The following is a 13323-nucleotide window of genomic DNA, read 5'->3' as shown; positions in this document are numbered from 1 at the left end:
CGACCCGATCCGGGCGAAATATTCTCGATCGCTGGAGCTGCGATGTTTTTTCGATTCCGCCCGCCGTAAGCTCTCCTGCGCAGAACGCTTCTTCCTTATCTCGTTTCTTAAACTTATTTAAAATAGTTGAAATAAGTTTAAGGGTGTGTTAATGTTTTGTTGAAAGCGATCTCATACATTTGGGAGGAACAGAAATGAACAGAAAGTGGATGCTCGGAGCGATAGCGGGGGTGCTGGCCGTTTCTTTGGCCGGATGCGGCGGCGGCGAGCCTAAAAAAGATCAGCCGGCGGCTTCGGGCGGCGGCGAAGAGAAGATCAGCGGCACGATCACCTATTTGACCAACCGCACGGACCTGATCGGCAACGTATACGACGATTACGCCAAACGGTTCAACGAAAAATACCCGGATGCCCACGTGGAATTCGAAGCGACGATCGACTACGACAAAACGGCGAAAATGCGGCTCTCTTCGGGCGATTTTCCCGACGTGATGAACATTCCGACGATCGCCAACACCGAACTGCCGAATTACTACGCGCCGCTGGACGACCTCGGCTTGACCGACAAAATCCGCTTCCCCGATTACAAATCGGACGGCGGCGTCTTGTACGGCATGCCTGCCGGCGTCGACGTGGTGGGCGTCGTTTATAACAAGCAGGCCTTCAAGAAAGCGGGCATCGACAAAGTGCCGACCACGTTGGACGAGTTCTATGCGGCGAGCGAGAAGCTCAAAGCGGCCGGCATCGTGCCGCTCGCTTCCAATTTCAAAGATCAATGGCCGGTCTACCCGTTCGCGGCCGAGACGCCCGTCGCGTTGTCGGGGAACGTCGATCTGGCCAACGATCGCGTGAAGACCGACACGCCGTATACGCTGGACGGCCCTTACGGGCAGTCGATGAACATTTTGCGGACGATGCATCAGAAAGGTTATCTGGAAGCGGACATTAACTCGACCAACTGGGAACAATCCAAAAAAGACGTCGCTTCGGGCAAATTCGCCATGTTCTATCTGGGCGAATGGATCATTCCTCAGCTGATCAGCGGCGGGATGGCTTCGGACGATATCGGCTTTTTCCCGTTCCCGTACGACAACGAAGCGGGCAGCCGCAACGTCGTGCTCAGTCCGGCTTCGGCCGCTTACGGGGTCAACAAAAACAGCGAGCATCTCGCGACCGCCAAAGCGTTCGTCAAATGGATGATCGAAGAATCCGGCGCGGATTCCGACATGCTGCCGATCCTCAAAGACGGCAAAGCGCAGATCGCCCAGATGGAAGAGTTCGACAGCTACAAACCGACGTATCTGGAAGGCAAAGTCGATACGGCCGAAGCGCTCGCGATCGTAAACAAAGCGCAGATCGTCAAAGAAGCGATCGTGCAGGACTTCGTGCTGGCGGACAATCCGCAGGATACGTTCGACAAGTACAACAAGCTGTGGGCCAAAGCCAAAGCGGAAGTCGCGAAATAAGAAGCGGAACGCGGCTTGGCCGAACACGGTCGAGCCGCATGACGCATGCGAAAGATAAGGAGTGAAAAAGATGGGCGGCCTGTCTTATCCGGCTCAGAAAAAAATCGTGCTGGCGTTTTTCCTGTTCGTTCCGCTGGCGCTGCTGGGCATGTTCACGTATTATCCCGCCGCCAGGCTGGTGTACTTGAGTTTCACCGATTGGGACGGTCTCGGTTCCGGAATGTCTTTTCTCGGGTTCGGCAATTACAAAGAAGTATTCACCAACCCGGATTTGTTCGGCGTGTTTCTGCATCAGATTCCTTACGCGATCGGCGGCATTTTGCAAAACATCGTCGCGATCCTGTTCGCCGTCGTTTTGAACTCGACACTCAGAGGCCGCAACGCGTTCCGCGTGCTGCTTTTTATCCCGTATATCATGAACGGCGTCGCCGTGGCTTTCATGTTCCAGTACGTGTTCGACACGACGGGCGGATCGCTGAACGCGCTGCTCGGGGCGATCGGTCTGGGCAGTCTTCAGCAGAGCTGGCTCGGCAATGCGGCGATCGTCAACTGGGCGCTCGCCGGAGTCAGCGTATGGCGGTATCTCGGCTATACGATGATCATCTATCTGGGCGCGCTTCAGTCGCTGCCGTCGGATATGTACGAAGCGGCGCGGATCGACGGCGCGAACCGTTTCCAATCGCTCTGGCATCTCACGCTGCCGAGCCTGTCGCGCATCATTCAGCTCAATATGTTCCTGACGCTCAGCGGCGCGCTGGCGGTCTTCGACCTGCCGTTCGTGCTGACCAAAGGCGGCCCGGCGGGCGCGAGCGAGACCTTCCTGCTCAAGACGACCGAGACCGCGTTCCAATTCAACAATTACGGATTGGCTTCCGCGATGAGCGTCGTACTGCTGCTGTTGACCGTATTGATCCTGCTGGCGCAGAATGCCGCGCTCGGCCGGAAAGGGAGGGATTGAGCGATGACTGCCGTTACGTCCAAGAAAAAAGATCCGATTCAAGCGGTCAAATATCTGCTGCTGATCGCCGCGTCGCTCGTGGTGCTGTTTCCGCCGTACGTGGTCGTCGTCAACGCGTTCAAACGGGAAAACGAAAATTCCAGCCCGTTCGCGCTGCCGGAAAGTTTCTTCAACTTCGATAATTTCCGGATCGTGTACGAACGGGCGGATATCGGGCATGCGTTTCTCAACACGCTGATTATCGTCGCCGCTTCGCTGCTCGGCAACATCGTGTTCGGCACGATGGTGTCGTACGCGCTCGGCCGGTTGGATTTTAAAGGAAAAGGAATCGTGTTGGCGCTGTTCTTGTTCGCTTCGATCATTCCGACGATCACGACGCAGGTCGTGCTGTTCTCCATGATCCAGTCGCTCGGCTTGTTCAACTCGCTGTATGCGCCGATCGTGCTGTTCGTGGGGGCGGACGTGCTTCAGATCTATATCTACCTGCAATTCATCCGCAACATTCCGTACGAGCTGGACGAAAGCGCGATGATCGACGGGGCGAGCCTGTTCCGCATCTACCGTTCGATCGTGTTCCCGCTGCTGGCTCCGGCCACGGTGACGCTCGTGATCTTGAAAACGATCAATATCTACAACGAGTTGTATATCCCGTATCTGTACATGCCCAAGCAGAAGCTGGTCGTGGTCTCGACGGCGATCATGCGTTTCGCGGGCAACAATCAGGCGCAGTGGGGCTATATTTGCGCGACCATTCTGATCATCATGATTCCGACCGTCGTGCTGTACCTGTTCCTGCAGAAATACATCTTCGCCGGCGTCACGAGCGGAGCGGTCAAAGGGTAAAAGCGAACAAGAAAAAAGCGGAGGGAAATCTTGCATGCATGAAATCAGACTGAACGGCGAGTGGGAGGTCAAAGGCTTCTGGCCTTGGGTCCCGCTCAAAGGAACAAGCATGGAAATCGGCAGCGAGCTGATGGGCGTTACCGAATGGCTGCCCGCTTCCGTGCCCGGCGGCGTGCATCGGGACCTGCATGCGGCAGGCTGGATCGAGCATCCGTACCGGGATCTGAACAGCCTGAACTGCGAATGGGTCGAGAACCGCTGGTGGGTGTACAAGACCACGTTCGAAGTGCCGGAAGAGCCGGGCGACCGAATCGAGTTGGTCTGCAAAGGACTGGATTACGAAGCGATCGTCATGCTGAACGGACAGACGCTCGGCGAACATGCCAATATGTTCGTGCCCGCCGTATTCGACGTCACGGAAGCGCTGCGCGGGCAGCGGACGGCGGAACTGCGGATCGTGCTGAAGCATAGTCCGGACGAGATGGGACAGATCGGCAAGACGTCCGAGACGTTCACGCAGAAAAGCCGGTTCAATTACAAATGGGATTTCTCGACGCGGCTCGTGAATATCGGGATCTGGGACGACGTATGTCTGCGCGTTCACGAGTGTTGTTCGTTCGACGAGATCGGGCTGTTTACCGACGCGGACGAAAAAGGCGGACGTATCGAGATCCGAGCGTCCGTCCGCCGCAAACGCCTCGACGATGCGCGCGAAGCCGGGAATCCGGCATGCGGCGGCGCAAGCGTGCCGGACGACGAATACGGAGCATGCGAGCTGGAAGCGCGAATCTTGTCGCCGTCGGGAGAAGTCGTCCGAACGCTGCGGCAGCCTTTCGAACAAGAGCGCTGCTCGCTTGTCGCAGATATCCCGCAGCCGAGGCTGTGGTTTCCGAACGGATACGGCGAACAGCCGCTTTATAAAGTTCGCCTTCGTCTGCTGCAAGGAGAACGGGTGCTGGACGAGCGGACGCACCGCACCGGCATCCGGCGTCTGGAATACCGCCGCAACGAAGGCGCGCCGGACGATTCGCTGCTGTACACGTTCGTCGTGAACGGTGTCCCGATCTACATCCGCGGCGCGAACCTGACGCCGCTCGATCATCTGTACGGAAACGTGGAGAACGATAAGTATGCTTGGATGGCGGAAGCCGCCGCGCGCGCCAACATGAATATGCTGCGGATCTGGGGCGGAGGCTTGATCGAAAAAGAAATCTTGTACGAGCTGTGCGACCGTCTGGGTCTGCTGATCTGGCAGGAGTTTATCCAATCCAGTTCGGGCCTCGACAACGAACCTTCCCGGAAGCCGGAGTTCCTGAAGCGGTTGACCGAGACGGCGGAGCATGCACTGCGCACGAAGCGGAACCACGTCTCGTTGACCGTATGGAGCGGAGGCAACGAGCTGATGAGCGAGCCGGACCGTCCGTCTACTTGTGCGGACCCCAATCTGGCGATGCTGCGCGAATTGGTGAAGAAACACGATCCCGGCCGCCTGTTCCTGCCGACGTCCGCTTCCGGTCCCGTGCAGTACATCACCCGCGAAAAAGGCGTCAGCCACGACGTGCACGGGCATTGGAAATACGAAGGCAATCCGGCGCATTATTCGCTGTACGGGGAAGCGGATCATCTGTTCCACAGCGAGTTCGGCGTCGACGGCGTCAGTTCGCCGCGCACGCTGCGCAAGTTTCTGAGCGAAGCGCATCTGAAGCCGGTCTCCATGCGCGACGATCCGGTCTGGCGCCACCACGGGGAATGGTGGGACACGTACGATCGCGACGTCGAGCTGTTCGGGGAATTCCGCGATCTGACCGAATTTTCGCGCGCCAGCCAATGGATGCAGGCGGAAGGACTGCGGTTCATTCTCGAAGCGAACCGAAGAAGACAGTTCCAGAACAGCGGCAGTCTGGTCTGGCAGCTCAACGAGCCGTGGCCGAACGCGAGCTGCACCAATCTGATCGATTATGAGCTCGAACCGAAGATGGCTTATTATTGGACGCAAAAAGCGTTTGCATCAGCGCATGCCGCTTTGGATTACCGGAAGCTGAATTACGAGGAAGGCGAAACTTTCGCGGGCGAACTGTTTTTCTTCCGCGGACCGAAGCGTTCGGCGGCGTCCGTTCGGGCCGAACTGCTGAACGCCGCGGGCGTCGTATTGGCTTCTTGGACATACGAAGCGCGAGCGGGCGAAGGGAACGTCGCCGAATTGGGACCGCTGCGGTTCGCCGCGCCGCGTACCGACGACGGATTGTTTTTCGTGCGGCTGCGCGCGGAAGAAGACAGTCCCGAACGGGCTGCGGCAAGCGATAATCTCTATGTCTTCTCGACTCGGCCGGATCGCTTTTATCGCCCGGCGCGGGACTTTGCGGGAGCCGAGTTGGTCTGGGAAGCGGAAGGAGAATGGAGCGATCGGGAAACGTCGTTTGCGGAGGCCGAAGAATGCCTTACGCTGCCTGCGCTGCGCCGGATCTTCCGCGTAACGAACCGCGGGACGAGCGCGGCTCTGCACGTGCATCCGTACGAGCGAACGGGCGGTTACCGCCTGCTGTCGAGCGACGCTTATTTTTCGCTGTTCCCGGGAGAGTCGCGAACGGTCGCGATCGACCTGTTCGCGATCGAAGCGGACGTTTTCGCGGATACGAAAGCGGCGATTCGGGATGCCGATACGCCGGGCGACCGCGCAGTTTTTTCGCAGGTTCCAACGCCCGAGATCGCTTTCGCGCACTTCAACGAACCCGATCGCGAAGCCCGAGAGCCGGAATAACCGGATCGTTCACACAAACCTCATAAAAATTGATCTTTTTCACATTCTGTCCGCTGGCGCTATGTTACGTTATAGTACGTCAGTTTTCAGAAAAAAGAAAAGAAGGTTTGCGGAATGATCAAAGGTTGGGGAAGGTTCGAAGGATACGGGAAAGGCGATCTGAAACGCGATTTGATCGCGGGCTGCATCGTCGGGATCATCGCGATTCCGCTCGGCATGGCGTTCGCGATCGCGTCGGGGGTCAAGCCGGAAACGGGGATCTATACGACGATCATCGCGGGCATCTTGATCTCGCTGCTGGGCGGATCGAAGTTCCAGATCGGAGGGCCGACGGGCGCGTTTATCCCGATCCTGCTGGCGATCGTGCTCCAGTACGGCTACGACAAGCTGCTGGTCGCGGGATTCCTTGCGGGGATTCTGCTCGTCTTGATGGGCGTATTGAAGTTGGGGGCGCTGATCAAGTACATTCCGAAACCGGTAACGGTCGGATTCACCGCGGGGATCGCGGTGACGATCTTCGCCGGTCAGATCGGCAGTTTCCTCGGCCTGAGCGGACTGAAGCGGCACGAGAGCTTCGTGCTGAACATGCGGGAATTGATCGTGCATATGGGCACGATCAATCTCTACGCGATTGCGGTCGCGGGCGTTTGTCTGGCATCGCTGCTGCTGGTGCCGCGCCTGCTGCCCAAAGTTCCGCCTTCCCTGATCGGCCTGCTCTTGTCCACGTTGATCGCCGTGCTGTTCTTCGACGGCAAAGTCGCCACGATCGGCTCCGCGTACGGCGAGATTCCGGCTTCGCTGCCTTCGTTCCGCATGCCCGACTTGTCTTGGGCGAATATGACTTTGATGATCCGCCCCGCGATCATTATCGCGCTGCTCGGCGGCATCGAATCGCTGCTGTCCGCCGTCGTGGCCGACGGCATGAGCGGTTCGCGGCATCACAGCAACCGCGAATTGATCGGGCAGGGCATCGCCAATATGGCCGCGCCGCTATTCGGCGGCATCCCGGCGACGGGCGCGATCGCCCGCACCGCGACCAATATCAAGAACGGCGCGGCTTCGCCGCTGTCCGGCATCGTGCACGGCGTGGTCGTGCTGCTGATTCTGGTGCTGCTCGCGCCGTACGCTTCGGCGATTCCGCTCGCGGCGATGTCCCCGATCCTCATGCTCGTGGCTTGGAACATGAGCGAACGCCGCGCGTTCGCCAAGCTGCTCAAGCTGCGCAGCGGCGATTCGCTGGTCCTCGTCGTGACCTTCGGGCTGACCGTGTTCACGACGCTGACCACCGCGGTGGAAGCCGGCCTGGCGCTAGCCGTGCTGCTGTTCGTCAAGCGCATGGCCAGCGATCAGCGGCTCGACAAAGTGCTGCCGGACCGCGAAGCCCGTCACGGCAAAGTCGCGGCGAGCCGCGTCACGGAGGACCGCGATTGTCCTCAACTGGGCATCTTCAGCGTGCGCGGCGCGCTGTTCTTCGGCGCGCGCGATCCGTTCGAGACGCCGGAATTCATGGCGTCTCATGATCCGTCGCGCACGCTGCTGCTGCGCATGGGCGGCGTGCCGCTCGTCGACGCCTCGGGGGAGGCGTTCCTGCGCGGACTGCTGAAGCGGCTGCGCGCTTCGGGCGGCACGCTGCTGCTGAGCGGCCTTCAGCCGCAGCCCCGGCGGATGCTGGAGAAGACGGGGCTGCTCGCCGAAATGGGCGAGGGAACCTGCTTCGCCCATACCGGCGAAGCGATCGACGCCGCGCTGTCGCGGCATGTCGACGCGGCGGGCTGCGCCGGCTGCAAGATGGCGGCGTTCCGCGAATGCGCGGGCCTGTGCGGAGGCGCGGGCAGCGGCGCGGAGAACGCTTCGTAATGAGTTGACCGCATTGGATGCAACCTTACCTTATTTGCGGTCAGCGTACTGGGGCGCATACGCAAACTTCGAATAAAACCGATAGATGTGTCAAATTCTGACCAAACGTCAACATTTCGAGCCTGAAAAACGGATCAAATCGCAAATGTTGACGAAAAGTCAGCATTTTCAGCGCTTTACTCTTATTTTGACCTCAAATCACCTAAATTGTTGACGTAACGTCAGCATTTCGGTTCAGATCGCCCAAAAAGGAGAGAATTTTCTGACCAAACGTCAACATTTCCTACGAGTCTACGAACCGATACGAATTCGGACGGGTTTAGGCTGGATTCGAGACGGGGTCTGAAACGAATCCGAGGTTTGAAGATGCGCCTTGGCAGATTGCGGCGGCGAAGCGATATTCGCCGGCAAGACGATTTTGCGAAGCGAGTCCGGTCGGGTGTACACTGGAAACAGTGCCCGACCGGGCTTTTTTGCGATGCGGATCTTCGGGATTCGGATCGAAACTTCCGGCTTCGAAGAGCCGACCGAATGGAGGAAATCCTTTTGCCGAATGAACGCCGAACGCAATCTTTCGACCCGCACCGCTTCTGGTCCGACGAAGATTATTTCACCAGCCCCGGAGAAGCGACCGACGAACGGGTCGCGGAAGTCGAGACCTTGCTCGGCTATAAGCTGCCCGCGCTGTATGTCGAGCTGCTGCGAGTCCGCAACGGCGGCAGCCCGATCAATACCTGCTTCCCTGTAGGAACGCCGGATGATCCGGAAGAAGGATATTACGTGATCGACGGCATCTGCGGTCTCGGCGGAAAATGGGGATTGGACTCTGACGAGCTGGGCAGCCGCTTCATGATCGAAGAATGGGGCTATCCCGAGATCGGGATCGTTTTCGGGGAATCCCCTTCCGGCGGGCATGACGCGATGATGCTCGATTACCGCGAATGCGGCCCGCAAGGCGAACCGGCGGTCGTCCATGTCGAGGTCGAGACGGACGAAGAACCGATGATCACGCCGCTCGCGGACAGCTTCGGCGAATTCGTACGCGCGCTGGTGCATCGGGACGTCTACGACACGTCGGAAGAAGACAAGCAGTACGCGCTGGAGCAGGCTCGAAGCGCTCCGCTTACGCCGCGGCTTCGCGAGCTGTGCGACGAAGCGGGAACGGCTCTGCCGGACGCCGAACGGATTTTTCGCCGACTGATCGGAGAGATCGTCGAAGAAAAAGGCTTTTTCGCGCTGCATGCCGACCCTAAATCGCATCTTGCGTACGATCTGCAATTCCTGCTGTACGTCCATGCCGAAGGGCCGGTCGACCGGGAAGCTTATCTGAAAGCTTACGAAAGCATGCTGGTCTTCGGGCCTGCCGGTACGTTGAAGACCGGCGGTTATGCGCCGGGATTCGTCGCGGACTGGCTGGACGAACGGCTGCGCGAAAGGAAAATCGCCGCAGAGCCGGCAAGCGGACAACTGGCGTTCGCGGCCGATTACGCCGAACAAGTCGCGCGCCGCGCTGCGGCTTACCTCGGTTAACGTTCGCTTCGCGCCTGCTGCGCGTCGACTTGCCGCCTTAACGTTCGCTTCGCGCCCGCCGCGCTGCGGCTTACCTCGGTTAACCTTCGCCGCGCGCCCGCCGTGCCGCCCGAAATCGCACGTCCGGCTTCCAATCCGCCAACCTATATCCCAAGCCTTTTTCTTTCGGGAAAAAGGCTTTTTCGTCATGTCCGAGGCCGTTATTTTTCGTCAAGTTTCCGCTTTATTTATAGCCGCTTACGATTTTTGGGTAATAGATCGTACACAACCGTCCGGGCAGCAATCGATTCCCGGCACGAAGCGGTTTTCGAGAAGGAGGCGCAACATGTCGAAACAATTGGACGCGGCCCGTATGCCGAAACAGCTGCAATCGAACATGAACTGGAAAGAAAATATCGTTTACGAAATCTACGTGCGAAGCTTCAACGACAGCAACGGGGACGGGATCGGCGATCTGCGAGGCATCCTCGAGAAGCTCGATTATATCGAATCCCTCGGCATCACCGCCGTCTGGCTGTCTCCGATCTTCGATTCGCCCAACCGCGATTACGGCTACGACGTCCGCGATTATCGGGCGATCCATCCCGAATACGGAACGATGGACGATTTCGACGAGCTGCTCGCGGCTCTGCACGAACGCGGCATCCGCCTGATCATGGAGATCGTGCCGAACCATACGTCGAGCGACCATCCTTGGTTCAAAGAAGCGCTCGAAGGCCGAGACAATCCGTACCGCGATTATTATATCTGGCGTTCCGGCAGCGAAGACGGCAGCCCGCCGAACAATTGGTCGTCGTTCCTCGGCGATTCCGTGTGGACGCCGGACGAGGGCAGCGGCGAATATTATTTTCATACGTACGCGTCTCATCAACCCGACCTGAACTGGGACAATCCGCAGGTGCGCCGGGAGATGGCCGACGCGATCGATTTCTGGCTCAAGCGCCGGGTGGACGGCTTCCGGGTCGATACCGCGAACGTGCTCTCGAAAGATACGTCGTTTCCCGATACCGAAGACACGCGGCGCATTCAAGGCAGCGGCGAACAATATTACAAGAACGGCCCGCATATCCACGAATATCTGCGCGAGCTGCATGAACGGACGTTCGGCCGCTATCCCGTGTTCACGCTGGGCGAATCGTCGCAGGTCGAGCCGGAGGACGTGGAGAAATACACGCTGCCCGAGCGCCACGAACTGGATCTGGTCCTGATGATCGAAGCGTCCAAGATCTGCGACCGATCGGAAGACATGTGGCAGTCCAAGCCGTGGGAACTGCGCCATCTCAAAGACATCATGCGCAAATGGCTCAAAGACCTGCATCCGGACGCTTGGATCGGCATGTATCTGAGCAATCACGACCATGTGCGGATGGTGTCTTACCTCGGCGACGATCTGGAACATCGCGAAGAATCGGCCAAGATGCTGGCGGTGTTTCTGATGACGCTGCGCGGCACGCCGAATCTGCTGCAGGGCGAAGAACTGGGCATGACGAACGCGCATTTTTTCAACAGCATCGAAGATATCAAAGAACAGCAGGCGCTGGCTTATTACAAGCAGCAGGTCGAGGAGAGAGGCGAAGATCCCGAAGTCATTCTGCGCCGCGTGCTCGAGAAAAACCGCGACCACAGCCGAACCCCGATGCAGTGGACGGACGAACCGGGAGCCGGATTCACGACAGGCAGCCCGTGGCAGCGGATCAATCCGAACAAGTCGGAGATCAACGCGCGGGAGCAGGAGAACGATCCGGACTCCGTGCTGAATCTGTACCGCCGGATGATCCGGCTGCGCCGCGAACATCCCGCCTTGTCGCTCGGCACGTACGAGCCCGTATTGGAAGAACACGAGCATATCTATGCTTATCTGCGCGAATACGAAAGCGAACGCTGGCTGATCGTGCTGAACTTCTCCAAGACGCCGACCGAAGCCGAACTGCCGGACGATCTGCGCAAGCTGCTGCCGGGCGCGGAGTGCGCGATCTGCTCGGACGAAGACGGCGCGGCGAAATTGACGGAAGGTGCGGCAAAGCTCGATGCCTATGCGTATTACGCGTTCCGTTTATCCGGCCAATGACGGGAGCGGCGTTCGAACGCTCCGCATCTTACGCTCCGCATCGCAAAAGCGCGTCCCGCATTTCGGGATCGCGCTTTTTTTGGCATTTGCGCAGGCAGGGGCTATACTTACGGGGAATGCAAGACCTATACAGCCTTCGAGGCGATTCCGAGGTGATTCCATGAATCCGAATATCGAACAGACCTCTTACCGGGGCCGATCCGTTCCGAGCGTGCGGCATGCCGAACGTTCTGCCGGCGTCTGGTACCCGAATCCGGCGTCCGCGCTGATCTTGCTGCCTGGCGAAAACGGCGAGCCGGCTGCTTCGCTGCGCGAGACCGTCGACGCCATGCGCGAAGAATTCGAAGATGCCGGCCTGCTGCCCAACCCGCTGCGCGTCGGCGGCATCGACGAAGCGGACGAAGGCGATCTGGCGGTCGGGCTGGCTTCCGTTCCCGGAAGTACGCATCCCGAAGCTTATCGGCTGGAGATCGGGTCCGTCGTGCGTTTGACGGCGAATACCGAGCAGGGGGTCCGGCACGGGCTGCGTACGGTGCGCCAACTGCTCGCTGCGGGCGAAGGACTGCCTTACGGCCTGATCGAAGACGAACCGGCGACTTTCGAACGCGCGCTGCATCTCGATATCGGCCGCAAATTTTATCCGAAAACGTGGATACTGGATCGGCTGCGCGAGATGTCGGAGCTGAAGCTCAATACGCTGCAGCTGCATTTTTCCGAAAACGAAGGCTTCACGTTCGAGAGCGAACGCCATCCCGAAGTGATGTCCGAGCATTATCTGACCAAGGCGGAGATTCGCGAGATCGTCGCGGAAGCGAACAGGCTGCATATCGCGCTGATTCCTTCGCTCGATTCGCCGGGACATCTGGCTTATGCGCTGAGACATCGTCCGGAATGGCTGCTGACCGACGCGAACGGCGAACCGGCCCGAGGCGCGCTGGATATCACGAACCCGGAAGCGGCAGCGTTCGTGATGGATCTGATCGACGAATACGCGGAGCTGTTCGAAGACAGCGAATACTTCCATATCGGCGGCGACGAGTTTATCGATTTCTCGCGTTTTGCCGATTATCCGCAGCTCGGACGTTACGCGCGCGAAGAACTGGGCATCGAAGGCGGTACGGAAGTCGACGCTTACGTCGCTTATCTGAACGAGGTCGCGCGGCGTCTCGAAGCCCGAGGATTCGTCGCGAGAGTCTGGAACGACGGATTGTACCGCGACGGAGCGGAACAGAAAGTCGAGCTGAAGACGTCCATGCAGATTGCTTACTGGACGAAGTGGGACCGGAAAATGGCGGCGGCGCAGACTTTCGCGGACAAAGGGCATAAGCTCGTGAACTTCAACGACGCGTATTTCTATTACGTGCTCGGCGAACATGCGGGATACGTCTATCCGACCGGGGAGAAAATTTACGAGAGTTGGCATCCGGGTCTGCTGCCGCGCATCGCGGAAGGCGAGCCGCAGGAATGGACGCAGCCTTACCCGCCCGCTCTGATCGGCTGTTCGTTCTCCGTATGGAGCGACAAGCCGGAAGCGCAGACCGTCGAAGAAGTCGCCGCCGGCATTCGCGAGCCGCTGCGCGCGATGGCCGAGCTGGCATGGGCCGGAGAAAAGCGGTACGGCGATTACGGCGCGTTCGCGGAAATTTGCCGCGCGGCCGGGCTGCGAGGCTGAACCGCCGTTTCCGCTCGCGGCCGCGAACGGGAACTCCGAGCGATCGGCGGCGCAAGCGGCGAATTTCCGGCAGGAACGGAGGATTCGCCGCTTTTCGCGTGGAAAAACGTCCGAGCGTCGTCTATGACGAAGAACGGGCGGGACGCGTGTCTTTCGAATGTCGGCCAAATT

Annotated in this window: 8 protein-coding genes; all 8 read left to right on the top strand. The window is 59.1% G+C overall.

The features are described from left to right. Positions 1-194 precede the first annotated feature (194 nt). The 8 genes from CDO73_RS10945 to CDO73_RS10910 all read left to right on the top strand — a co-directional run bounded on the left by CDO73_RS10945 (position 195) and on the right by CDO73_RS10910 (position 13152). On the top strand, positions 195-1466 hold the full coding sequence (locus tag CDO73_RS10945; protein WP_088488573.1) for an ABC transporter substrate-binding protein: 1272 nt from the start codon (positions 195-197) through the stop codon (positions 1464-1466). A gap of 70 nt (positions 1467-1536) precedes the next feature. Continuing rightward, positions 1537-2424 (top strand): carbohydrate ABC transporter permease, encoded by an 888-nt coding sequence (locus tag CDO73_RS10940; protein WP_088488572.1) that lies wholly within the window; start codon positions 1537-1539, stop codon positions 2422-2424. 3 nt (positions 2425-2427) lie between these two features. Next, a complete protein-coding gene (locus tag CDO73_RS10935; RefSeq protein ID WP_088488571.1) occupies positions 2428-3267 on the top strand; it encodes a carbohydrate ABC transporter permease in 840 nt (279 codons plus the stop codon). A gap of 34 nt (positions 3268-3301) precedes the next feature. Then, positions 3302-6025: a glycoside hydrolase family 2 protein gene (locus CDO73_RS10930; RefSeq protein WP_088488570.1), complete on the top strand. Its 2724-nt coding sequence runs from the start codon at positions 3302-3304 to the stop codon at positions 6023-6025. Between the two features lie 117 nt (positions 6026-6142). Then, complete coding sequence (locus CDO73_RS10925) at positions 6143-7882, top strand: SulP family inorganic anion transporter (RefSeq protein WP_088488741.1); 1740 nt, start codon at positions 6143-6145, stop codon at positions 7880-7882. Positions 7883-8428: 546 nt separating this feature from the next. Beyond that, complete coding sequence (locus tag CDO73_RS10920; protein WP_179218668.1) at positions 8429-9412, top strand: SMI1/KNR4 family protein; 984 nt, start codon at positions 8429-8431, stop codon at positions 9410-9412. 325 nt (positions 9413-9737) lie between these two features. After that, a complete protein-coding gene (locus tag CDO73_RS10915; protein WP_088488568.1) occupies positions 9738-11480 on the top strand; it encodes a glycoside hydrolase family 13 protein in 1743 nt (580 codons plus the stop codon). A gap of 160 nt (positions 11481-11640) precedes the next feature. After that, positions 11641-13152, top strand: coding sequence for a beta-N-acetylhexosaminidase (locus CDO73_RS10910; RefSeq protein WP_088488567.1), 1512 nt, complete (start codon positions 11641-11643; stop codon positions 13150-13152). Positions 13153-13323 lie beyond the last annotated feature (171 nt).

The sequence above is a fragment of the Saccharibacillus sp. O23 genome, assembly GCF_002205895.1.
Taxonomy (GTDB): domain Bacteria; phylum Bacillota; class Bacilli; order Paenibacillales; family Paenibacillaceae; genus Saccharibacillus.
Note: the sequence above shows the minus strand (reverse complement) of the source record. Positions and strands in the feature narration are given on the sequence as shown.